The 23,183-nt window shown below is 61.7% G+C and carries 22 protein-coding genes and 1 riboswitch; of the genes, 16 read left to right on the forward strand and 6 right to left on the reverse strand.

The annotated features are described in order from the left end of the window. The first annotated feature begins 249 nt into the window (after positions 1-249). Together Aeroheme_RS07455 and yfcE are read left to right on the forward strand one after the other, a co-directional pair. Entirely contained in the window at positions 250-1,887 is a 1,638-nt protein-coding gene (locus Aeroheme_RS07455) for a peptide ABC transporter substrate-binding protein (protein WP_411167005.1), read from the forward strand. 10 nt (positions 1,888-1,897) lie between these two features. Then, positions 1,898-2,452 carry a phosphodiesterase gene (yfcE, locus tag Aeroheme_RS07460; RefSeq protein WP_163135158.1) on the forward strand — a complete coding sequence of 185 codons (555 nt, stop codon included), beginning with the start codon at positions 1,898-1,900 and terminating at the stop codon, positions 2,450-2,452. 33 nt (positions 2,453-2,485) lie between these two features. Here yfcE and Aeroheme_RS07465 read toward each other — a convergent pair whose 3' ends face one another. The 3 genes from Aeroheme_RS07465 to flgA all read right to left on the reverse strand — a co-directional run bounded on the left by Aeroheme_RS07465 (position 2,486) and on the right by flgA (position 3,919). Next, positions 2,486-2,902, reverse strand: coding sequence for a flagella synthesis protein FlgN (locus Aeroheme_RS07465; RefSeq protein WP_234569711.1), 417 nt, complete (start codon positions 2,900-2,902; stop codon positions 2,486-2,488). After that, on the reverse strand, positions 2,899-3,219 hold the full coding sequence (gene flgM, locus Aeroheme_RS07470; RefSeq protein ID WP_163135153.1) for a flagellar biosynthesis anti-sigma factor FlgM: 321 nt from the start codon (positions 3,217-3,219) through the stop codon (positions 2,899-2,901). Before flgM ends, Aeroheme_RS07465 begins: the two co-directional genes overlap by 4 nt. 94 nt (positions 3,220-3,313) lie before the next feature. Further along, positions 3,314-3,919, reverse strand: a complete 606-nt coding sequence (gene flgA, locus Aeroheme_RS07475; protein WP_411167226.1) for a flagellar basal body P-ring formation chaperone FlgA — start codon at positions 3,917-3,919, stop codon at positions 3,314-3,316. 237 nt (positions 3,920-4,156) lie between these two features. Here flgA and Aeroheme_RS07480 point away from each other — a divergent pair, with 237 nt between their 5' ends. From Aeroheme_RS07480 to mgtE, 14 genes are all read left to right on the forward strand, one after another. Next, on the forward strand, positions 4,157-5,068 hold the full coding sequence (locus Aeroheme_RS07480) for a chemotaxis protein CheV (RefSeq protein WP_411167006.1): 912 nt from the start codon (positions 4,157-4,159) through the stop codon (positions 5,066-5,068). 17 nt (positions 5,069-5,085) lie between these two features. Beyond that, the gene (locus Aeroheme_RS07485) at positions 5,086-5,910 is read left to right on the forward strand and encodes a CheR family methyltransferase (RefSeq protein WP_005329773.1); all 825 of its coding nucleotides are present in this window, start codon (positions 5,086-5,088) and stop codon (positions 5,908-5,910) included. Between the two features lie 61 nt (positions 5,911-5,971). Then, positions 5,972-6,370: a flagellar basal body rod protein FlgB gene (gene flgB, locus Aeroheme_RS07490; RefSeq protein ID WP_005329774.1), complete on the forward strand. Its 399-nt coding sequence runs from the start codon at positions 5,972-5,974 to the stop codon at positions 6,368-6,370. Then, positions 6,370-6,789, forward strand: a complete 420-nt coding sequence (gene flgC / locus Aeroheme_RS07495) for a flagellar basal body rod protein FlgC (protein WP_005329775.1) — start codon at positions 6,370-6,372, stop codon at positions 6,787-6,789. The genes flgB and flgC overlap by 1 nt, the downstream gene beginning before the upstream one ends. A gap of 105 nt (positions 6,790-6,894) precedes the next feature. Next, positions 6,895-7,632, forward strand: a complete 738-nt coding sequence (locus Aeroheme_RS07500) for a flagellar hook assembly protein FlgD (RefSeq protein ID WP_106886357.1) — start codon at positions 6,895-6,897, stop codon at positions 7,630-7,632. A gap of 10 nt (positions 7,633-7,642) precedes the next feature. After that, entirely contained in the window at positions 7,643-9,001 is a 1,359-nt protein-coding gene (flgE, locus tag Aeroheme_RS07505; RefSeq protein WP_106886358.1) for a flagellar hook protein FlgE, read from the forward strand. A gap of 146 nt (positions 9,002-9,147) precedes the next feature. Next, positions 9,148-9,894 carry a flagellar basal-body rod protein FlgF gene (gene flgF / locus Aeroheme_RS07510; protein ID WP_111910120.1) on the forward strand — a complete coding sequence of 249 codons (747 nt, stop codon included), beginning with the start codon at positions 9,148-9,150 and terminating at the stop codon, positions 9,892-9,894. A 93-nt stretch (positions 9,895-9,987) separates the two neighbouring features. Continuing rightward, the gene (gene flgG, locus Aeroheme_RS07515) at positions 9,988-10,776 is read left to right on the forward strand and encodes a flagellar basal-body rod protein FlgG (RefSeq protein ID WP_033131136.1); all 789 of its coding nucleotides are present in this window, start codon (positions 9,988-9,990) and stop codon (positions 10,774-10,776) included. A gap of 26 nt (positions 10,777-10,802) precedes the next feature. Continuing rightward, positions 10,803-11,474 (forward strand): flagellar basal body L-ring protein FlgH, encoded by a 672-nt coding sequence (gene flgH / locus Aeroheme_RS07520; RefSeq protein ID WP_111910119.1) that lies wholly within the window; start codon positions 10,803-10,805, stop codon positions 11,472-11,474. Positions 11,475-11,535: 61 nt separating this feature from the next. Further along, a complete protein-coding gene (locus Aeroheme_RS07525; protein WP_234569703.1) occupies positions 11,536-12,633 on the forward strand; it encodes a flagellar basal body P-ring protein FlgI in 1,098 nt (365 codons plus the stop codon). 118 nt (positions 12,634-12,751) lie between these two features. After that, a complete protein-coding gene (flgJ, locus tag Aeroheme_RS07530; RefSeq protein WP_167402228.1) occupies positions 12,752-13,852 on the forward strand; it encodes a flagellar assembly peptidoglycan hydrolase FlgJ in 1,101 nt (366 codons plus the stop codon). Positions 13,853-13,855: 3 nt separating this feature from the next. Beyond that, the gene (locus tag Aeroheme_RS07535) at positions 13,856-15,844 is read left to right on the forward strand and encodes a FlgK family flagellar hook-associated protein (protein WP_411167007.1); all 1,989 of its coding nucleotides are present in this window, start codon (positions 13,856-13,858) and stop codon (positions 15,842-15,844) included. 3 nt (positions 15,845-15,847) lie between these two features. Then, the gene (gene flgL, locus Aeroheme_RS07540; protein ID WP_163149759.1) at positions 15,848-17,056 is read left to right on the forward strand and encodes a flagellar hook-associated protein FlgL; all 1,209 of its coding nucleotides are present in this window, start codon (positions 15,848-15,850) and stop codon (positions 17,054-17,056) included. 154 nt (positions 17,057-17,210) lie between these two features. Beyond that, positions 17,211-17,380, forward strand: a riboswitch (M-box (ykoK) riboswitch). Between the two features lie 124 nt (positions 17,381-17,504). Next, positions 17,505-18,848 (forward strand): magnesium transporter, encoded by a 1,344-nt coding sequence (mgtE, locus tag Aeroheme_RS07545; protein WP_411167008.1) that lies wholly within the window; start codon positions 17,505-17,507, stop codon positions 18,846-18,848. 58 nt (positions 18,849-18,906) lie between these two features. Here the strand turns inward: mgtE and ppx are convergent, their stop codons facing one another. From ppx to Aeroheme_RS07560, 3 genes are all read right to left on the reverse strand, one after another. Next, positions 18,907-20,397 carry an exopolyphosphatase gene (gene ppx / locus Aeroheme_RS07550; protein WP_411167009.1) on the reverse strand — a complete coding sequence of 497 codons (1,491 nt, stop codon included), beginning with the start codon at positions 20,395-20,397 and terminating at the stop codon, positions 18,907-18,909. Further along, complete coding sequence (ppk1, locus tag Aeroheme_RS07555; protein ID WP_106886365.1) at positions 20,387-22,456, reverse strand: polyphosphate kinase 1; 2,070 nt, start codon at positions 22,454-22,456, stop codon at positions 20,387-20,389. The genes ppx and ppk1 overlap by 11 nt, the downstream gene beginning before the upstream one ends. A gap of 76 nt (positions 22,457-22,532) precedes the next feature. Further along, entirely contained in the window at positions 22,533-23,045 is a 513-nt protein-coding gene (locus Aeroheme_RS07560; RefSeq protein WP_163153905.1) for a glycine cleavage system protein R, read from the reverse strand. Positions 23,046-23,183 lie beyond the last annotated feature (138 nt).

Here is a 23,183-nt window from a genome sequence, read left to right on the forward strand (position 1 = left end):
CCATGGCGGCCTGACTGACCTTCATGCGAGGCGAGTCGAGGGGGCCCTCAGGCGATCTTGCGCACCCATGGCTGATAGTTGGGAAAAATCCCCTGAAAAAAATAGCCCGAAAGACTCCATCTGCCGGGCAAGCCCGATACAATACGGGGCGTCTTCGGGGATAACAAGCGCGGCATCATGCATTCGTTTTAAGGCGCGCCGCCGGCCTTCCCCTTCTTGAAATAAAGTGAATTGAACGAGGTTGATGTCATGCTTTACCGTTTCGCCGCCCGGCCAGCCCGTCGCTGGCTCTCTCCCTTGCTGCTCGGACTAATGCTGGCGCCGCCGTTGCAGGCGACCACAGTGGTGCAGCAGCCTGCCCTCTCCGACAGACAGACCCTGGTCAAGGGCAACGGCGCCGAACCCGAGTCCCTCGACCCTGCCCAGATCCGCTCCGGTTTCCCGGGGGAGGTGGTGCTGGTGGACTTGTTCGAGGGGCTGGTCAGCGAGGATGGGCAGGGCAGGATAGTGCCGGCGCAGGCCCAGCGCTGGGAGACGCGCGAGGATGGCCTGGTGTGGCGCTTCTTCCTGCGTCCGCAGCTCAAATGGTCCAACGGCGAGCCGCTCACCGCCCGGGATTTCGTCTACGCCTGGCGGCGTCTTCTGAGCCCGGCGCAGGCCTCGCCCTCCGCCGGTCTCTTGCTGGCGACCGGCATCAACAACGCCCAGTCCATCTATGCCGGTGCCCTCGATCTCGATGCCCTGGGGGTGGAGGCCGAGAGCGATCAGATCCTCAAGGTGACCCTGGAGCGGCCCGTACCCTACTTCCTGCAGCTCATCAGCCAGCGCCCCTTCGTGCCGGTCAACGAGCGGGCCATCACCCTGTTTGGCAAGCAGTGGACCCAGCCTGGCAAGCTGGTCAGCAATGGCCCCTACCGGCTGGTGAACTGGGTGCCGAACGAGCGTATCGAAGCCGAGCGCAACCCCCAGTACTGGGATGATGCCCACACCCGGATCCAGCGGGTGACCTATCTGCCCCTGGCTTCCCAGCACGCGGAGCGGTTGCGCTACGAGGCGGGGGAGATCCAGCTCACCAACAAGGTGGCGCTGGAGTATTACCAGAAGACCATGGAAGAGACCCCGGAGCGGATCTGGGGTCTGCCGCTGCTGGGCACCTACCTCTATACCTTCAACCTGCGCCGCCCCGAGCTGCAGGATGTGCGGGTGCGTCAGGCGCTCTCCATGGCCATAGATCGCCGCCTGCTGACCGAGAAGGTGAGCGGTCAGGGGGAGCGGCCGGCCTGGTCCCTGCTGCCCGGCATGCCGGATTACGAAGAGCTGGGTTCGGCGCTGGCCCTGGAGGACATGCCGACCCGTCTGGCCAGGGCTGCCGCCCTGCTGACGGAGGCGGGCTACAACAGTGCCCACCCCCTCAAGCTGACGCTGACCTACAACACCTCGGAGAACCACAAGAAGCTGGCCCTGGCGGTCGCGGCCATGTGGAAGCCGCTGGGGGTGGAGGTCAGCCTCAACAACATGGAGTGGAATGCCTATCAGGTGGCCAAGGACAGCGGCGACTTCATGCTGGCCCGCTCCTTCTTGTTTGGTGACTATGTCGAGCCCTCGTCCATGCTGGGCAGCTTCCGCTGTCAGGATCCCCAGAACGAGAGCGGCTACTGCAACCCGGCCTTCGACGGCCTGTTGCAGCAAGCGGCGGACACCCTGGATGGCGCCGCCCGAACCGGGCTCTACCGCCAGGCCGAACAGCTGCTGATGGAGGAGATGCCCGTCATCCCCGTCTATCACTACAACCAGATGAGGCTGGTGGACCCCGCCCTGCGCGGCTTGCCGAGCAGCAACCTGAAGGGGGCCATCGCCACCAAGGATCTCTACTTCAGCCAGCCATGAGGAGTGTGCGATGAAGATAGCCATCATTTCCGATCTGCACGGCAGCTTGCCTGCCCTGGAGCAGGTACTGGCGCAGCTTGCACCCTGGCAGCCGGATCACTATCTGTTGCTGGGGGATCTGCTCAACCACGGCCCGCGCAATCCGGTGCCGGCGGGTTATGATCCTGCCGCCGTGGCGGCGCGGCTCAACCAGCTGGCCCCCCGGATCATGGCGGTGCGGGGCAACTGCGATTCCGAAGTGGATCAGATGCTGCTGCACTTCCCCATCACGGCCCCCTACAACCAGTTGCTGGTGGACGGGCGGCGCTGGTTCGTCAGCCATGGACATCTCTATGATCCCGAGGCGGTGCCCCTGCCGGCGGGCAGCCTCTTCATCAGCGGCCATACCCACCTGCCCGTATTGCGACGAGAAGCGCGGCAAGAAGGGGAACTGGTGTTGGTGAACCCGGGTTCCATCTGCTTTCCGAGGGGAGAATGGGCGGCCAGCTATGGCCGTTATGAGGATGGCGTCATGAGCATTCATGCCTGCCGCGATGGAGCAAGGCTGATGGAACTGGTGCTCTGACGGCAGGGTATCAAGAGAAGGAAGGAGAGAGAATTAGGCCTTGATCCCCAGGGAGCGGGTACCGGAGCGGGTATTGCCCTTGGCGTCATAGGTCAGGGAGTTGCTGTCTCGCAACTTGCTGAGAAAGCTCGCCAGGCGGCGATTGGAGATGATGCTGAGCTCGAGCAGCCGACCGTTGAGGTTGTTCTGCTCCTGACAGGCGTCCAGCTTGGCTTGCAGGGCCTGCAACTGGGTCGGGAAGGCGCCGAGTTGTTGCTGCAGATCGGGCAGCTCGGCCAATCTCTTGTCCAGGGTCTCTATGGCCTCAAGCAGTTGCTGCTTGCGCTCGGCCAGCGCCGGCAAGGCCAGGGCCCGGTGTGCCTTGAGCAGGTCAAATTCCTCTGCCAGCAAACCTTGCATCTGGGAGAGGTTGTCGTCCTGGGCGTGCAGCAGCGAAGGCAGTTCCATCATCCCAGCCGTTTGTCCAGATCCGCTTCGAAGCTGAACATCTTCCTGGCCACGGCTTCGCTGTTGACCTTGTATTCACCACTGGCCACGGCCTTCTTCAGGCTTTCGACGCGGCTCTCGTTACCGGTGGAGGCGGTGTTGAGGGACTTCTGCATCTGTTGCAATTGCTGCGCCTCACTGGTCAAGGAGACAGAGTCGGTCTTGACGGTCGCCGCGCGATTGCTTTCGGCAGAGGTCGCGGACTTGGTGGCTACACCTTGACTGGTCCCACTGTTTTGCAACCGGCTGTTTGCCAAGTTGTTGATATTGTTGATAGCCATACGGTTTACCTTCGTCTGCTTTGCTGTTCGCTTACCTGTTTATCGGTGACGGCGGTCAGAACTTTAGAAAAAAATTGCTGCATTAATAAAGCAGTCAGAATGTGACCACCACAGAGCCAACGGCACTCACCTGGCCCTGCACCGCTCTGCCCGAACGAATGTTGACGAGCCTGATCATGTCTCCGAAGCTGCCATCTTGCAAGGCTCGGGCCATGGTTTTGATCTGCATGCTGCTGTTTTCCGCACTCAGGGTGACCTGGTCCCCCTTGCAGACCACGCAGACCTGGGTGAGCCTGATGGGCTGGCCCGGCTTGAGTTCACGCTTGCTGCGCACCCCGATGAGAGCGGCCGGGTCGGTGAGATAGTCACCGCGGATCAGGGTCTGATCCTGGTAGGCCAGGGTCAGCATGGACTCGCTCAGTATGTCCCCCTTGGCCACGGGAGCCGCGACGGTGACATAGGGTTTCTGGATGCTGACCCGCACCGGGAGATAGAGATCCCAGGGTTTGTCTCCCTCGCACTTGAGGTAGACGGTGGTGTTGCGGCGGATCTCCATCTTGGCCGGGAGGGAGATAGTCAGCCCCTCTTCGCAGTGGTTCAGGGGAAGGCGTTCATCTATGGTACCGGCGGTCACCTCGGCCTGGGCATCGAGGGCGACATCCAGCTGGTCGAGGACGAACGTCTGTGCCTGCTCCTGCAGATAGTCCGTCACCTCGGATGCCAGGGCGTGAGAGAGACTGCAAAACGGCAGTAAGATGAGGAAAAGTCTATTAATCATTTTTGCTTACCGGTCGATAAGTTGTTCACGTACACCATCGCAGTTAACTATGCTTGCTGCAGATTTCGGTTGTCGAGACATCGATAGTCTGATGCAAGCCAATGTGCATGCACACACAACATGCACGATCAGTGCCAAGCGTTTTTTTAGGGAGTGTTTATGGCGAGTATTCTGGACTCGGTCAACCAACGGACCCAGCTGGTGGGACAAAACCGGTTGGAGCTGCTGCTGTTTCGTCTCAACGGACGTCAAAGATTTGGCATCAACGTATTCAAGGTACGTGAGGTGCTGCAGTGCCCTCCCTTGACCGTCATGCCCAAGCTCAACTCCTGCATTCGCGGTGTGGCGCACATTCGCGGCCAGACCATCTCGGTGATCGATCTCAGCATGGCGATGGGCAAGCGTCCCATCCAGGACATCTCCAAGTGCTTCATCATCATCTCCGAGTACAACAGATCCGTTCAGGGGTTCCTGGTCCATTCGGTCGAGCGCATCATCAACATGAACTGGGAGTCCATACTGCCGCCCCCCAAGGGCGCCGGTCGCATCAATTACATGACGGCGGTGACCGAGGTGGATGGCGAGCTGGTGGAGATCCTGGATGTGGAGCGCATTCTCAACGAGATCTCGCCTGTCTCCACCGAGGTGAGTGCCGAGCTGGTGGAAGCCAGCGTGGAGCGCAATCCCCACGGCCGTCCTGTGCTGGTCGCCGACGACTCTTCGGTGGCGCGCAAGCAGGTACAGCGGGCGCTGGAGGCCATAGGGGTGCAGTGCGTGCTGGCCAAGGATGGACGGGAGGCCCTCAACATGCTGCTGGAGATGACCAAGCAGGGCCCCATCCTCGATCAGATTGCCCTGGTCATCTCCGACATCGAGATGCCGGAGATGGATGGCTACACCTTCACCGCCGAGATCCGCAACAATCCCAACCTCAAGGATTTGCATGTTATCCTGCACACATCCCTCAGTGGGGTGTTCAATCAGGCCATGGTGCAGAAAGTTGGCGCGAACAACTTCATTGCCAAATTCCAGCCTGATGAATTGGCCAAGGCCGTACAAGGCGCTCTCTAATAAAGAAGAACAACTGCATGAAGACACTTTCGGACGACTTATACAGGCAATTCAGCAATTTTCTGGCGCAGCAGAGCGGCATAGTGCTGGGTGACAACAAACAGTATCTGGTCAAGAGCCGTCTGTCGCCCTTGATGACTCAGTTTGGTATCGAGAGTTTGTCTGAACTGGTGACCCGGGCGATGAACGTGCGTGAACGGGAGCTCAAGATGGCCGTGGTCGATGCCATGACCACCAATGAAACCCTGTGGTTTCGCGATACCTACCCGTTCCAGCTGCTGAGTGACAAGATTTTCCCCGAGCTCGGCAAGAGTGGTCGTCCCATCAAGATCTGGTCTGCGGCCTCTTCCTCCGGGCAGGAGCCTTACTCCATCGCCATGACGGCGCTGGAGCAGCAGGTCAAACGTCCCGGCACCTTGCCGGGCGGGGTGCAGATAGTGGGGACCGACATCTCCAGCACCATGCTCAACCAGTGCAAGGAAGGGGTCTACGACAGCCTGGCACTGGCTCGCGGGTTGTCACCCGAGCGCAAGCGGCTGTTCTTTGAGCCCTGCGGCGACAACAAGATGCGGGTATCGGAGCGTGTCAGAAAATTGACCAGCTTCCGGCCCCTGAACCTGCTGGAGAGCTACAGCCTGCTCGGCAAGTTTGACATCATCTTCTGCCGCAACGTGCTCATCTACTTTGCGCCTGAGGTGAAGTCCAAGATCCTCAACCAGTTTGCCAGCAGCCTCAATCCTGGCGGCTATCTGATGCTGGGGGCCTCGGAGTCCCTGGCGGGCCTCACCGACAAGTTCGAGATGATCCGCTGCAACCCCGGCATCGTCTACAAGGTCAAATAACTCCCCCTCGTCCCTCTTTGGCACACCTCTTGCTAAACATTCGTGAAGCAGGAGGTGCGCTATGGCAATTTCATTCGACAAGGCATTCGGTGTTCACCAGTACACGCTGAGCGTTCGCGCCAAGCGTGCGGAGGTGTTATCGAGCAACATCGCCAACGCGGATACGCCGGGCTTCAAGGCCCGTGACATCAACTTCTCCCAGGCGTTGCAGGATGCCCAGAGCCAGCAAGGGTTCGGGCTGTCCACCACCAGCGAGAAGCATTTCGCCTTGCAGATGGATGCCCCCGGGTCGACCCAGTATCGCAACCCCCTGCAACCGGATACAGGTGACGGCAATACCGTGGATGTGCAACAGGAGCGCAGCGAGTTCCTGCGCAACAGCCTCGAGTACCAGGCTTCCCTCGAATTCATGAATGGCAAGATAAGCGGCCTGCTCAAGGCGTTGAAAGGAGATCAGTAATGAGTTTGTTCAAGGTCTTTGACATTGCAGGCTCTGCCATGAGCGCGCAGTCCGTCCGCCTCAATACGGTGGCCAGCAACATGGCCAACGCCGACAGCGTCAGCTCCAGCGTGGAAAAAACTTACCATGCCAGGCGGCCAGTCTTTGCCGCCCAGCTGGATCAGGCCATGTCAGACAAGCAGGCCTCGGTAGGGGTGGATGTGAAGGGCATAGTCGAGAGCGATGCGCCGCTGCTCAAGGAGTACAACCCGAACCACCCCATGGCGGACAAGGATGGCTTCATCTTCAAGCCCAACGTCAACATGGTGGAGGAGATGGCGGACATGATAGCCGCCTCCCGCAGTTACCAGACCAACGTCCAGGTGGCGGATGCGGCCAAGAAGATGCTGCAGCAGACGCTCGGCCTTGGCAAGTCCTGATAGAGGTGAACCCGGATGAGAGAGAGCAGTGACGGTCTGCATGACCGCGACCATGGGTTCGACCTGTATGGCGCCCGGCAAACCCGGACAGAGGGGGAATCATAAGTGGCAGATACCTATGACAGCCTGCTGGGGGTCAACCGGACGTCGTCCGCCCAGACCAATACCACCAACACCCCGACCCAGAAGAAGGAGCTGGATCAGGAGTCTTTCCTGAAGCTGCTGACCATGCAGCTCTCCTACCAGGATCCGTTCAAGCCGGTGGATAACGCCCAGATGCTCTCCCAGATGACCTCGATGTCGACGTCCCAGGGGATCAGCAGCCTCTCCACCCAGATGGAGAGCCTCAACAGCCTGATGACCTCCAGCCAGGCGCTGCAGGCCTCGGCCCTGGTGGGTCAGAACGTGCTCATACCCTCCAACACCGGTTATCTGGAGAAGGGGAGCACCCTCTCCGGCGTCATCGCCACCGGGGACGGTGGCAGCAACGTCAAGGTGACGGTGAAGGACGAAAGCGGTCAGGTGATCAAGGAGTTCTCCATCGAAGGGGACCAGAAGGGGAATGTGGCCTTCGAGTGGGATGGCAAGGACAAGGACGGCAACCTGGCCAAGAGCGGCAAGTATTCGATAGAGGCGCACGCCACCGTCAATGGCAAGTCCGAGAGCGTGCCGGCCCTGACCTATGCCAAGGTGGAGAGCGTCACCCTGGGCACCAGCACCAACCCCAGCACCCTCAAGCTCAAGGGACTGGGTGGCATCTATCTGACCGACGTATTGGAAATTGGCGGGACGACCGGCAAGTCGACTGCGACACCGACGCCGACCCCTAACGCAGTGATCTAAGGAGAAAGACATGTCATTCAACAATGCCCTCAGCGGCATCAATGCGGCTCAAAAAGACCTGAACGTCACCGCGAACAACATTGCCAACGTCAACACCACCGGCTTCAAGGAGTCCCGCGCCGAGTTCGCCGACGTCTACGCCAACTCCATCTTCGTCAATGCCAAGACCCAGGTCGGCAACGGTGTGGCGACGGGGGCTGTGGCGCAGCAGTTCCATCAGGGGGCGCTGCAATTCACCAACAACGCGCTGGATCTCGCCATCCAGGGCAATGGCTTCTTCGTGACTTCCGATGGCCTGACCAACCTGGATCGCAGCTACACCCGCTCCGGCGCCTTCAAGCTCAACGAAAGCAGCTACATGGTCAGCAACTCCGGCGGTTACCTGCAGGGGTACGAGATCAACTCTGATGGCACTCCCAAGGCGGTGAGCATCAACGCGACCAAGCCCATCCAGATCCCGGACAAGGCCGGTGAGCCGGTCCAGACCTCGCAGATAGAGGCCAGCTTCAACCTGCCGTCCACCGCCTCGCCGCTGGCAGCGGGCAATGGCGCCGCCGATGCCTCCAAGTTCGACCCCAAGGATTCGAGCACCTACTCCTCCTCCACCTCTGTGGTGGTCTACGACTCCCTGGGGGAGCCGCACACCATCACCCAGTACTTCGTCAAGGAGGCGGATCCCGCGAACCTGACCCAGCCTGCGAGCCCGACGGCCTGGCGCATGTACATGTATGAAGGGGACAAGCCCATCGACGTCGTGGGTGGTGCCGCCACCACCATGGCCACCGGCCTGAGCCAGGCCCCTCTGAGCGCCCGCGTCACCTTCGATGCCTCCGGCAAGATGCAGACTCCCACCACGCCAGCCATCATCAAGACAGAGCCGCTGGGCACCCCGGGCGCCGGTATCATCAACAATGGTGCCGATGGCACCCAGGAGATCGAGCTCAAGCTCGGCACAGTGACTCAGTACGCCTCGCCGTTCGAGGTCAACAAATTGACCCAGGATGGCTCCACCGTCGGCCGGCTGACCAAGGTCGAAATCACCGCAGACGGCATAGTCTCGGCGACCTACAGCAATGCCACCACCGTCAAGGTGGCCATGGTGGCCATGGCCAAGTTCGCCAACTCCCAGGGGCTGACCCAGGTGGGGGACACCTCCTGGCGCCAGTCCCTGCTCTCCGGTGATGCCCTGCCGGGCACCCCGAACTCCGGCACCTTCGGCTCCATCAAGTCGTCGGCCCTGGAGCAGTCCAACGTGGATCTGACTACTGAGCTGGTGGACCTCATCACCGCCCAGCGCAACTTCCAGGCGAACTCCCGTTCGCTGGAAGTGAACAGCTCACTGCAGCAGAACATACTGCAGATCCGCTAAGGTTTTTCGCGGTTGCAAGGGGCGCTCATGCGCCCCTTGTCGTTTCCGATGCGGCGCTTTTTCCTCCGCTGTTTCGCCCTTCCCATATCTCTTGGCACTCAATTTGCAGTTGTCCTGCGAGAGTCATCTGTTTGACGGAGGATCCCATGGATCACCTGCTTTATATCGCCATGTCCGGGGCCAAGGAGAACATGAACAGCCTGGCTGTGCGTGGCAACAACCTGGCCAACGCCAACACCATAGGCTTCAAGTCTGACTTCGAGCAGGCGCGCAGCATGCAGGCGTTTGGCGAAGGACTGCCCACGCGGGTGTTCGCCATGACGGAGCGGCCGGGTCAGAACCTGCAGCACGGCCTGCTGCAGACCACGGGGCGGGATCTTGACGTCGCCGTCGACGGCCAGGGCTGGATTGCGGTGCAGGATCCCAATGGGGCAGAGGCCTATACCCGCATGGGCAATCTGCAGCTCAATGCTACCGGCAATCTGCAGACCTCCACCGGGCTCAACGTGGTGGATGACGCCGGTCAGCCCATAGTGCTGCCGCTGCCCATGGAGAAGATCGAGATCAACCGGGATGGCACTATCAGCGGCCGTCCCGAGGGGGCCGCCGCCAACCTGCCGGAGGATTTCCAGCGCATCAAGCTGGTCAATCCCCCGAGCGATGCGGTGGAGAAGGGCCAGGATGGCCTGTTTCGTCGCAAGGATGGCCAGAAGGAGGCCGCTTCTGCCGAGGTGGGCCTGATCGCCGGCTCCCTCGAGGGGAGCAACGTCAACGTGGTCGACGAGATGACCAACCTTATTCGCTTGCAACGTCAGTTCGAAACTCAGGTCAAGATCATGAAGACCGCCGAGGAGAATGACGAGGCACAAACCCAGCTGCTGCGTATCAGCTAATCAAGGAGCATGACATGAACTCTGCACTCTGGATTCGCACATCAAAAGATGACATGACCCTGCACCCTAGATCCGCTAATTAAGGAAGATGAAATGAATCCTGCACTCTGGATCAGCAAGACCGGCCTCGATGCCCAGCAGACCAACATTTCGGTCACCTCGAACAACCTGGCGAACGCCAGCACTGTGGGCTACAAGAAGGCCCGCGCCATCTTCGAGGATCTGCTCTATCAGAACATCAACCAGCCGGGTGGTCGCTCCTCGGCGGATACCGAGCTGCCCTCCGGCCTGATGCTGGGGGCGGGGGCCAAGGTGGTCGCCACCCAGAAAAACCACAGCCAGGGCAACGTCCAGACCACGGACAACTCCCTGGATCTGATGATAAGCGGCCGCGGCTACTTCGAAATCCAGCTGCCGGACGGCAGCGCGGCCTACACCCGCAACGGCCAGTTCACCCTCAATGACGAGGGCACCATAGTCACCCCGGGCAACGGCTACCCGCTGCAGCCGGAAATCCAGATCCCCGAGAATGCCCAGAGCGTGACGGTGGGGGAGGATGGTCAGGTGTCCGTCCAGCTCAAGGGGGATGGTCAGTCACAGGTGGTGGGCCAGATCAACACCACCGACTTCGTCAACCCGACCGGCCTGCAACCCATGGGGGAGAACTTGTTCCTCGAGACCCAGTCGAGCGGCGCCCCCATCCAGGGCACAGCCGGTGCGGACGGCCTGGGGGTCGTCAAGCAGGGCATGCTGGAGACCTCCAACGTCAACGTGACCGAGGAGCTGGTGAACCTCATTCAGGCCCAGCGCGTCTATGAGATGAACTCCAAGGTCATCTCGGCTGTAGACTCGATGATGTCCTTCCTGACCCAGCGCACCTAATCCTGAAACATAAGCGGAGGCCCATGATGAAAGCCCTATGGATGCTGGGCCTGCTGACACTGGCAGGCTGTACCAGCACCCCCAATACCGCCAGACCCGACGACCCCGAATTCGCCCCCGTGTATGGCGAGTCGGAGCCGGTGTCGGTGCGCCCGACCGGGGCCATCTTCCAGCCCGAACAGGTCAACGGCATCTACTCGGACATCAAGGCCCATAGAGTGGGTGACATCATCACCATAGAGCTGGCGGAATCGACCTCGGCGTCGAAGAAGGCCAATACCCAGAGCGGCAAGAACAACAAGATGGAGCTGGAACCCGTCACTCTGGGCGGGGTGCCGGTGACGGCAGGCGCCTATGATCTGTCGGCTTCCATCGGCCAGAGCAGCGCGTTCAAGGGCCAGGCCAAGGCTGATCAGAGCAACAGCCTGCAGGGCAACATCTCGGTCAGCGTGATCAAGGTATTGCCGAACGGCAACCTGCTGGTGCGCGGCGAGAAGTGGATCATGCTCAACAACGGCAACGAATACATCCGCATCACCGGTCTGGTGCGCCCGGAGGACGTGAGTTCGGAGAACAGCGTCTCGTCCCAGCGGGTCGCCAATGCGCGCATCCATTACGGCGGCACCGGCGATCTGGCCAACACCCAGGAACAGGGGTGGCTGACCAGCTTCTTCAACGGTCCCTGGTGGCCCATTTAATACTCGGGCCCCGGGTCGTCAGTGGCGACCCGGGGCCGGAATGGTTTAGTTAGGAGATGTCATGAACCGACTCCGTTTGCTCGGCCTGCTGTGCTGTATCTTGCCGCTCGGGCTGGCGCACGCCTCCCGCATCAAGGATCTCAGCTCGGTGGAAGGGGTGCGCAGCAACCAGTTGATCGGCTACGGTCTGGTGGTGGGTCTGCCCGGCACGGGCGAGAAGAACAACGCCTTCACCGAGCAGACCTTCAGGACCATGCTCAACAACTTCGGCATCAAGGTGCCGGACAACATCAAGCCCAAGATCAAGGACGTGGCGCCCGTGGCCATTCACGCCGATCTGCCCCCCTTCTCCAAGCCGGGGCAGACCATAGACGTCACCGTCTCCGCCATCGGCGAGGCGAAGAGTCTGCGGGGCGGCACCCTGCTCCAGACCTTCCTCAAGGGGCTGGACGGCCGCGTCTATGCGGTGGCTCAAGGCAGCCTGGTGGTCGGTGGTCTCGGGGCCGAGGGGGCGGATGGCTCCAAGGTGGTGGTCAATACCCCGACAGTGGGGCGCATCGCCAACGGGGCGACAGTGGAGCGTGAAGTGCCGAACTCCTTCTCCCAGGGGGACACCATCACCTTCAACTTGAACCGGCCCGACTTCACCACGGCCCGCCGGGTGGCCGACGTGGTCAACGATCTGGTGGGTCCCAATACGGCCCAGGCCCTGGACGCCACCTCCATCAAGGTGTTTGCCCCGCGGGATCCTAGCCAGCGGGTCTCCTACCTCGCGACCATCGAAAACCTGGAAGTGGATCCGGCCACCGAGTCCGCCAAGATCATCGTCAACTCGCGCACCGGCACCATAGTCATCGGCAGCGAGGTCAAGCTGCGGCCCGCCGCCATCAGCCATGGGGGCCTGACGGTCACCATAGCCGAGAACCAGCAGGTCTCCCAGCCCAATCCGCTGGCGGGGGGCGAGACGGCGGTCACCAACAACTCCACCATCAACGTGCAGCAGGATCCGGGGCGTATGTTCAAGCTCGACACGGGGGCGACCCTGGACGATCTGGTGCGGGCGGTGAATCAGGTGGGGATAGCCCCGGGGGATCTGATGGCTATCCTGGAGGCCCTGCAGCAGGCGGGCGCCATTCAGGGACAGCTGGTCATCTTGTAACAGGCTGTCCCGGCGAGTCTCTGGGTTGGCGGCGCAGCAGCCAGCCCAGAGAGCCAATAGGTAAAACAGTCATTTCTTGAGCGGCAAGAGGTTGCCACGGGCGGCAAAGAGGAAGGTTATGGCAGAGTTCGACACCCAAAGTGGTATCAATCTTGGCATGGTGCAGGACGTTCAGAACCTGGACAAGCTGCGCCAGATGAGCCACAGCAAGGAAGGGAAGCAAGAGGCACTGATGGCGGCGGCCCGCCAGTTCGAGTCCATCTTCACCCAGACCCTGTTCAAGGGGATGCGCCAGGCCAACTCGGTGCTGACCCAGGACAACCCGATGAACAGCAGCTACACCCAGTTCTACGAGGGGATGCTGGACGAGCAGCGGGTCTCCGATATGTCGAGCAAGGGGGGGCTTGGCATCGCCGAGATGGTGGCCAAGCAGTTCTCTCCCGAGAAGACCTTCACCCATAACGACGGCCGGGTTCTCAAGCTGCCCCAGCGCACCGAGCGGGTCTACAAACCCTATGAAGCCCCCAGCGCCTCCAACGATCTGATCGCAGCCTCCAAAGTTGGCAAAGATTTTGCTGATAACGAAATGAAGAGCGAGATGAATGGGGCCGAGTCTCCGTTGAACCTGCCCAGACGCCCCCATCGTACCGTGCCTCCCATGGGCAGCAGCCCGCGGGCCTCGGCCCTGGATGAGAGCGCCAAGGTGTTCGACAGTCCGGAGGAGTTTGTCGAGCGCCTGATGCCGCTGGCCAAGAAGGCGGCGGACAAGCTGGGACTGAGCCCGGCGGTACTGGTGGCCCAGGCAGCCCTTGAGAGCGGCTGGGGCAAGCGGGTGATCAAGGATGGGGAAGGGCAGATGAGCCACAACCTGTTCGGCATCAAGGCCGATCCCCGTTGGGAAGGGCCCAAGGCCGTGGTGAGCACCCTGGAGTACGAGCAAGGGGTGGCGTCGCGCCAGAAGGCGGCGTTTCGCTCCTACGAGTCGTTTGAAGAGAGCTTCAACGACTATGTGGACTTCCTGACCTCGGGGACCCGCTACAAGGGGGCGCTGGCCAAGGTGGACAGTCCGGATCGCTATTTCGAGGCGCTGCAGCAGGCCGGTTATGCCACCGATCCCCAGTACGCCAGCAAACTTAAACAAGTGTTGCGCAGTGATGCCATCGCCGGCTACTCGATGCCCGGCAACGCTGCGACCAGGAACACAGAGATGGAGCTGTAAGCTATGGCAAGCGATCTGCTTGGAATCGGGACTTCGGGTGTATTGGCCCAGCAGCGACTGCTGCAGACCACCAGTAACAACATAGTGAACGTCAACAGCCAGGGCTATGTACGTGAACGCACCCTGATCTACACCAATTCCGTCGGATTGGGCACGGGCGACATGGTGAGCGAGCGGGTCATCAACGCCTACGCCCAGGCTGAGGTGCGCCGCGATACCTCCGCCTACCATGCCGCAGGCTCGCGCTACGATCAGCTGTTCCAGCTCGACAGCCTGCTGGGGGATGCCAGCAACAGCGTGGGCACCACCATCACCTCCTACTTCAAGGCCTTCCACACCGCCAACGAATCGCCGGCGGAAGTGGGCGGGCGCAAGACCACCCTGAGCGAGCTCAGCGGCATGGTTGATCGCTTCCACACCCTCTCCGCCCAGCTCGACAAGCAGAGCGACACCATCAACTCCACCATAGGGGACGAGACGGACAGGGTGAACAGCCTGCTGAGCAGCATCAACGATCTGAACCAGGCCATAGTCCGCACCCAGGGCTCGCCGGAGGAGAACCTGATGCTGTTCGATCAGCGTGACGAGGCGATCCGCCAGCTCTCCGAGAAGATGGAAGTCCGCACCGTGACCCAGCCCAACGGCAGCATGCTGGTCAACATGAGCACGGGGCACTCCCTGGTGCTGGACGGCGGCGTGGCCCAGTTCAAGGTGGTGCCGGGCAGCCCGGATTCCCGGGATGCGAGGCTGCAACTCACCCTGGGGGCCAACCAGGCCAACATCAATGACAAGGATCTGGGGGGCGCCATCGGCGGCCTCTTCACGGCGCGCAACGATCTGGAGCCCGCCAAGCGGGAGCTGGGCCAGTTGGCGGTCGCCATGGCCGATGCCATGAACCAGCAGAACCGCCTCGGCATGGATCTGGACAACGAGCTGGGGGGGGATCTCTTCTCCCTCAAGGGGAGCCAGGGGCTCCCCTATGCCGGCAACCAGGGCAACGGGGCGGCCAGCGTGAACTTCGTGCCCGGCAAGGGCTCAGAGGTGACCACCTTCGATTACGAAGTGCAGTTCAACAGCGCCACCGGTTATGAGGTCTTCTCCATCGACGGCTCAGGCCAGCGGACCTCGGTGGCGACTGGCACCACCCCCCCCGCCAAGTTCGAGGTGGCGGGGCACGGCATCGAGATCGACCTGTCCGGCACCCCGGTCGGGGGCGACAAGATAGTGTTGCAACCCACCAAGCACGCCGCCGCTGGCATGGAGCAGGCCGCTACCAGGCCGGAAGACATTGCCCTGGCATCCCCCATCAAGGCGGACAAGAATTCCCAGAACCTGGGCTCGGGCGAGATCAAGGTGAACAGTGTCTACAACACAGGCACTGGGTCTGGCTTTGGCACCAATGCCCTGGACCCGAACGCTCCCCAGGTCATCAAGATCGACGGCAGCGGCAACTACGAGGTCTATGACAAGAACAACAACCTGCTCGGGGTGGCCCCTGCCTCCAGCAAGGGGCAGAACCTGATGTCCGCCCTCGAGATGCCGCTGGGGACGCCCATAGTGCCGGCCCTGACCCCGGGCTACGACTTCAGCATCACCGGCAAGGTGGAAGCAAACGACAGCTTCACCCTGAGCTACAACAAGGATGGCTTTGCCGACAACGGCAACGGGCTGGCGCTGGCGGAGCTGCAGAACAAGGAGCTGGTGCGCAAGAACAACAACGCCGCCACCAGCAACGACAAGATGACCTTCAACGACGCCTACAGCGCCCTGGTGACCGGGGTGGGCAACAAGGCCAGCCAGGCCAAGACGCTGCTGCAGGCCAATGAGGCCAAGCTGACCCAGAGCACCGCCATCTTCGAGAGCGTCTCCGGGGTCAACCTGGAGGAGGAAGCGGCCAACCTCATCCGCTTCCAGCAGTCCTATGCGGCCTCGGCCCAGATAGTCAATACCGCCAAGACCATCTTCGATACCCTGTTGTCTTCCGTGAGGTAAGTCATGCGCATCACCACCAACATGATCTATGACCGCAACCTTGCTTCCATGGGCAAGGTCAGCGAGCGCCAGAATACCGCCTATGAGCAGCTGATCTCGGGGGACAAGTTCTCCCGGGCGGGGGAAGACCCCGCCGGCATGAGCCAGAAGCTGGCGCTGACCAAGGAGATCGATCTCTTCAAGCAATACGGCGTCAACGGCAGCCTGCTGGAGAACAGCCTGGGCCACGAGGAGACTGTGCTCACCTCCCTCAACAACGCCATGCTGAGCGCCCAGACCCTGATCCAGAAGGCGAACAGCTCGGCCATGGGCTCGGAGGAGCGCAACGCCATCGCGAGCGAGCTGGAGGGGCTGCAAAAGCAGATGTTCGATCTGATGAACAGCAAGAACTCCCAGGGGGAGTTCATCTTCGGCGGCAACCAGAGCAAGACCCAGCCCTTCGTGAAAGATGCGAGCGGCAACTATGTGTTCCAGGGGGACACCGGGCAGCGCAGCATCCAGGTCTCCTCCACTGTGCAGATCCCGGCCAATGACTCCGGCTTCGATCTGTTCGAGATGGTGGCGACCCGGCGCACCGCCAGTGGCACCAGCGCCAACATCAAGGTAGGGGTGGGGGATCAGGGGAACTTCGAGAGCTTCTATCGCAACAACTACGATTCGTCTCTTGCCAGCAACCAGTTCACGGTGAGCACTCAGGTGGGACCGCCGGACAGGTACGAGATCCGGGACAGCGGCGGTGGTCTGATCCAGGACGGGGACTACAGCGCGGGCAACAAGATAGCCTTCAACGGACTGGAGCTGACCCTGGACCTGCCGGCAGGGGGCGCGGATCAGACCTTAGTGCTGGACAAGCCGAAGAACGACAGCGTGCTCAACGGCATGTCCGATTTCCTCACCGCCCTGCGCGACCCCAGCCTCTCGGCTGACGGCTTCCAGCTGGCGGTGGCGGATGCCACCACCCACATGAACAACGCCAGGACCAAGATAGACAGGGGGCTCGGCGAGCTGGGTGGCCGGATGAACAGCCTGGAGCAGGTGATGGGGTCGAACGATGGCCTCAGCACCCTGAACCAGCAGGCGCGGGCCAAGGTCTCCGAGGCGGACATGTACGAGGTGATTGCGGCGCTCTCCAAGGAGGACGCGGCCATGAGCGCCTCCCAGCTCGCCTTCGGCAAGATAAGCAAGCTGACCCTGTTCGATTACATCCGCTGATGGCTGGCTCCCCCGGCAGGGGGAGTCCGCTCTACCTACTGCCCTTTCCCCCTCCAATTTGTAACAACCCGTTGCCAGCAGCCCAATGGCCTTGACTCGGGGAGGCCCCGGACAGATGATGCCGCCCGCACCACCCAGGTGGCGCGCATTTTTCGCAGCATCTCGTTAGGCGAGGCTCCTGCATAAACACAGGCCACTGATCTCACGACGTCCAGAGACGCCCAAGATCAGGACAGTTTTCATCGGATTAAGGTGTCAACCCAAGTGGCTTCCGGCGTGCCGGATACGTTATGCAGTGCTAAAGCTGGTACGTGGGGATGAAGACACGCCGGACGGCGTCATTTCCTGCCTGTTACTCGTCAATCAAATTGCTGTTTTCTTGTCGACAGCGACCGGTGCGAGCCGGTTGCCTTCAGGCCCTGCCTGAAATCACATGAGGATATCTGTGATGAAGAAAACACACACCCTGCTCAACCGTCATCAACTGCTCGATCTCGCCGCCCTGCAGGGCTGGCTAGACCACAACCTGGACCCGGTGCAGCGTGCCGATCAACTGCTGACCCTGCGCCCGGAAGAGCTCAACTGCGTCTTCGATACCCTGCCTGCGCCGCGAGGGGCCGCCCTGCTCGCCTCCCTGTCGGCGGAGAGCGCAGGCCAGCTGCTGCTGCGCCTGCATGGCAGCATAGTGGGCGTGCTGCAGGAGGCCATTCCCCGGCGCGATATGGTGGCCATCTTGCGCAAGCTGGGCTCTCAGGATCGCACCAGGCTGCTGGCCCGCTTCCCGACCCAGGCGCAGGCCATCTACGCTTCCCTGCTGGACTGGCCGAGCGAGTCGGTCGGTGCCAACATGCGCCACGAGTACCTGGCCGTCGACCAGGGGACCACGGTGGAGAGCGCCAAGCGGCTGATCCACGACGCCTGGGACAAGGCCCAGCTGTTTCAGCACCTCTATGTGGTCGACGGCGAGCGGCGCCTGCTCGGCAGCGTCTCCCTCAAGTCCCTGCTGATCGCCGATCCCCTGCGGCCGGTGAGCGAGCTGATGGAGCGGGAGGCGGTGCGGATCAATGCCCGGGCGGATCAGGAGCTGGCCGCCCGTCTGCTGATCGATCGCGACATCTCGACCCTGCCGGTGGAGGATCAGGGACGTCTGGTGGGGGTCTTCCACGTGGATGACGCCGCCGACATCCTGGAGCTCGAATCCACCGAGGATGCGGAGTTGCAGGGGGGCTCATCCCCCTTGGATACCCCCTATCTGCAGGCCACTCCCTGGCAGCTGTGGCGCAAGCGTGTGGGCTGGCTGCTCATCCTGTTCGTGGCGGAGGCCTATACGGGCACAGTGCTGCGGGCCTTCGAGGAGCAGCTGGAGGCGGCCATCGCCCTGGCCTTCTTCATCCCCCTGCTCATCGGCACCGGCGGCAACAGCGGCACCCAGATCACCACCACCATAGTACGGGCCATGGCGGTGGGGGAGGTGAGCCTGAAAAACCTCGGCACAGTGCTGAAAAAGGAGCTCTCCACCGGTCTGCTCATCTCGGTGGCCATCGCCATCGCGGCCTGGGTGCGGGCCTGGAGCCTGGGGGTCGGTCCCGAGATCGGCATGGTGGTCACCCTCACCATCATCGCCATCGTACTCTGGAGCGCGACGGTCGCCTCCATCATCCCCATGGTGCTGCGTCGGCTGCGCATCGATCCGGCCGTGGTGTCGGCCCCCTTCATCTCTACCCTGGTGGATGGCACCGGCCTCATCATCTATTTTGAAATCGCCAAGTGGCTGCTGCCCGAGCTGCAGTGACAACGACAGAAAGCAAAAAGGCAGCCATCGGCTGCCTTTTTTCGTTTGAGGTGAACGATCACCCGAGCTGGAACAGCAGGGGCCAGCCCTGCTCCTGGCAATAGCGGTGCTCCTTCTCCAGGTTCTGGATCAGCAGGCGGTTCTCCTCGCACCAGTCGGTTGGCAGGGTGACCACCAGCTGATCCCCGGCGGCCTGCACTCGCCACTCTGGCAGCAGGTTGTCCTGGCGCCTGTGGTGGGCGGCCACCGCGAGGCGCAGTATGCGGATGCAGCGCAGCACCGTCTGCTCGTCGTGGTTGGGCAGGGCGGGCAGCTCGGAGAGCTTGAGCCCCTTGCGCTGGAAGCGCACCAGGGCCGCCAGCAGAGCCTGATCGTCCTGGTTGAAACCGGGCAGATCCGTGTTCTGCAGGATGTAGGCGGAGTGGCGATGGATGCCGCTGTAGTTGATGGCCAGGCCAATCTCGTGCAGCCGCGCCGCCCAGCCGAGGATGGCGCGATAGGGCTCGATGGGCATCTCCCAGGGATCGCTCAGGGCATCGAACAGGGCCAGCACGCTCTGCTCCACCCGGGTGGCCTGGCGCTTGTCGATGTGGTAGTGGGAGCTGAGGGCCAGGGCGGTGCGCTCGCGAATGTCGTGGTGCTGCAGCCGCTCCTCGAACTCATAGAGCAGCCCCTCGCGCAGGGCGCCGTCGGAGTACTCCATCCGATCGATGGGCAATGAGGTGAAGAGCCCGAGCAGTATGGCCACGGCGGCGGCAAAGACCCCCTGGCGCTCCTCGGTGAGGCCGGCGAGTTTGAGCTGGTCGACCCGCTTGTGCCTCAGCATCTCCTCTCTCAGCCGCTCCAGTCCCGCCAGCGTGATGGCGCCATCGGTCCACTCTTCCCCCTGCAAGACGTCGCGCACTGTGCGAATCGAGCCCGAGCTGCCGAGGCAGCTCTGCCAGCCCAGCTTGCGGTACTGGTTGATGATGGGGGCGAGCTGGTGCTGCGCCTCCAGCACGGCGCTGTTGAAGGCCTTCTCGCTCAGCTTGCCGTTGCCAAAGAAGCTCTGGGTGAAGCTGACGCAGCCCATCTTGCGGCTGGTGAGGGCCTTGTGTTCGAAGCCCTCGCCTATGATGAGTTCGGTGCTGCCGCCGCCGATATCCACCACCAGCACCTGGCCTTCGATGTGCTGGGTATGGGCGACCCCCTGATAGATGAGGCGCGCCTCTTCCTGGCCGCTGATGATCTCGATGGGATGGTTCAATACCTCGGCCGCCTCGCGCACGAAGTCGCGGGCGTTGCTGGCGCGGCGCAGGGTGTAGGTGCCGGCGATGCGGATCTGATCCGGCTTGATGTTGGTCAGCCGCTCGGCGAACAGGGCGAGACAGTCGAGCCCCCGGGCCATGGCTTCCGCCGACATGCGGCGCTGTTCATCCATCCCTTCGGCGAGGCGAACCCGCTCCTTGATGCGATCGACGATCTGCATCCGCCCCTCGTTGAGGCGGGCGATGACCATGTGGAAGCTGTTCGACCCCAGATCGACAGCGGCGTACAGACTATTGTCCATTGTTTGACTCGATACGTTTGAGATAGTCGTAAATCGCAACCTGGGAGCGAATCTTGCGGCGGTTGCCCCGCTTCACGTATTCGTTCTTCTGGTCAGCATCGATGACCCGCGCCTTGCAGGTGTCGCTCAGCTGCAGTTCGAGGATGTCCAGGATGCGTTGTTTCAGCCGATCGTCGTAGATGGGGGTACCCACCTCGATCCGGCCGTCGATGTTGCGGCTCATCCAGTCGGCGCTGGAGATGAACAGCTGGGGGTTGCCCTTGTTGTGGAACACCATCACCCTGGGGTGCTCGAGGAAGCGGTCTATGATGCTGATGACCTGGATGTTGTCACTCAGGCCCGGCACCCCGGGACGCAGGGCGCACATGCCGCGGATGATCATCTGGATGGGCACCCCCGCCTGACCGGCCGCATAGAGGCGGTTGATGAGGTCTCTGTCCACCAGGTTGTTGATCTTGAGCGTGATGCCACTGGGCTGGCCCGCCTTGGCGTTGGCCAGCTCGCTGTCGATGAGACGATAGAGCTGGCGGCGGCTGTTGATGGGGGAGACCAGCAGGTGGTTGAATTTGTAGCGTTTATAGGGGTACTCGATGTATTCGAACACCCCCTCCACCTCGGCGGTGATGTCTGGGTGGCGGGTCAGCAGGGAGAAGTCGGTGTAGATCTTGGCGGTCTTCTCGTTGAAGTTGCCGGTGCCGATATGGGCGTAGCGCACCGCCTCGCCATTTTCGTGGCGGGTGATGAGGCAGAGCTTGGAGTGGATCTTGAGGCTGGGCACCCCGAACACCACCTTGACCCCCGCATCGGTCAGGATGTTGGCCCAGTCGATGTTGGCCGCCTCGTCGAAACGGGCGCGCAGCTCCACCACCACTGTTACCTTCTTGCCGTTGTTGGCGGCGTCGATGAGGGAGTGGATGATCCGCGACTTCTTGGCGACCCGGTAGATATTGATGCGAATGGCGCTCACCGCCGGATCGAACGCCGCCTGGCGCACCAGCTCGGTGAAGTGGTGGAACTTGTGATAGGGGTAGTAGAGCAGTATGTCCTGCTTGGTGATGGCGTCGAAGGCGTTGACGAAACCGTCGAAATCGCGGCAATCGAGGGCCGGCAGCTTGGGGTTTTCCAGATAGTCCCGGCCCACGTTGGGGAAGCCGATGAAATCCTTGAAGTTGTGATAGCGCCCACCCGGCATGATGGCGTCGTAGGAGCTGATCTGCAGCTTGAGTTTCAGGAAGCTAATCATGGCGGCGGGCATCTCCCGCTCATAGACGAAGCGCACCGGCATGGCGGTGAGGCGCTGCTTGAGGCCATCACTCATCTTGTCCACCAGGCTGAGGTCCAGCTGGTCTGAGAGATCGTATTCGGCATCCCGGGTCAGCTTGACCGCATAGGCCGCTATCTCGTCGTAGTCGAAGAAGCCCTTGAAGATCTCGTCGAGACAGAAGCGGATGACGTTGTCCAGGATGATGATCTGCTTCTTGCGGCGGGTCCCCTCCGGCGGCAGCTGGAAGAAGCGGGGCAGATCGTCGGTCGGCACCTCCACCAGGGCGTACTGGATCACCTGGCCGTTCTTCTTCATCTCGATGGCGAGATAGGTGTGCTCGTCTTTGAGGAACTTGACCGGGTTGACCTCCTTGTTGAGGAGGATGGGGATGATGTGGCGCAGCACCTTCTCCCTGAAAAAGACCCGCAGCCACTGCTGGATCGACTCGGAAAGCTGGTTCTCGTTGACCAGGAAGATGTTGTGGCGGGCCAGGGCGATCAGCAACTCCTTGTAGGTGTTGTCAAACGCCTCGCCGAGCGCCATCACCTTCTGCTGGATGGCGCGCAGCAACACCTTGGCCTCGTCATCGCCACCGTGCACCTCGTTGATGAGGATGCGGCGCTTGACGTCCGAGACCCGTACCTTGAAGAACTCATCCTGGTTGGAGGAGAAGATCCCCAGAAAACGGACCCGCTCGATGAGGGGGACCGTCTTGTCCATTGCCTCTTGCAACACCCGTTCATTGAATGAGAGCCAGCTAAGCTCTTTCTCTTCATACTGCTTGTCGGTGCTCATCTGGTGCCTCTGTACTCAGGTTGCGTCTGCGCGGAAGTTATGGCGTCAAACCATGACAAATTTATGACAACCCGCGTTATTCGGTCAGATCGTGATCGATGTCGACCACCAGATCGTCGGAGAGGGACTCCAGCGCCGTGATCAGATCGTCGAGTTCGAGCAGGGGCGGCAGGGCCACCAGGGCATGGGCATAGAAGAGCGGGGCCCCGGAGTGGGGGGCTGGCTCGCACCCCGTGGTGAGGTCGGCGACGTTGATGTTGAGCTGACGCAATATGCTGGCCACCTCGTGGACTATGCCGGGCCTGTCGTTGCCGGTGACGCTCAGCATCAGCTGGTGGGCGGGCTCGGGGCTGAGCTGGCCTTCGGCGAAGCTCACGGTGAGACCCGGCAGCATCACCAGCGCCTCGCACAGGCTGCGGTAGTGTTCGTCCGGCACGGCGACGTGCAGGATGCCGGCAAACTGCCCCGCCAGTTCGCTCATGGAGCTGGCCAGCCAGTTGCCCTGCTGCCGGGTGATGGTGTCGGCCAGGCTCTCGACTATGCCGGGCTTGTCTGCGCCGATCACGGTGACGACCAATTGCTTTTGCATCCTGCTCTCCTTGAATGGGACTGCCTGGGGTCGGTTGACGTCTGGCTGCGACTCTGTGCGCCGAAACGTCCATAGGCTCTAGCATTGTGCCTGCTGCGACAGGCCATATGAAGCCCGCTCCACGCAAATTTAGTGAAA

The sequence above is a fragment of the Aeromonas sp. DSM 116730 genome, from assembly GCF_046581335.1.
Classification (GTDB): Bacteria; Pseudomonadota; Gammaproteobacteria; order Enterobacterales; family Aeromonadaceae; genus Aeromonas; species Aeromonas rivipollensis.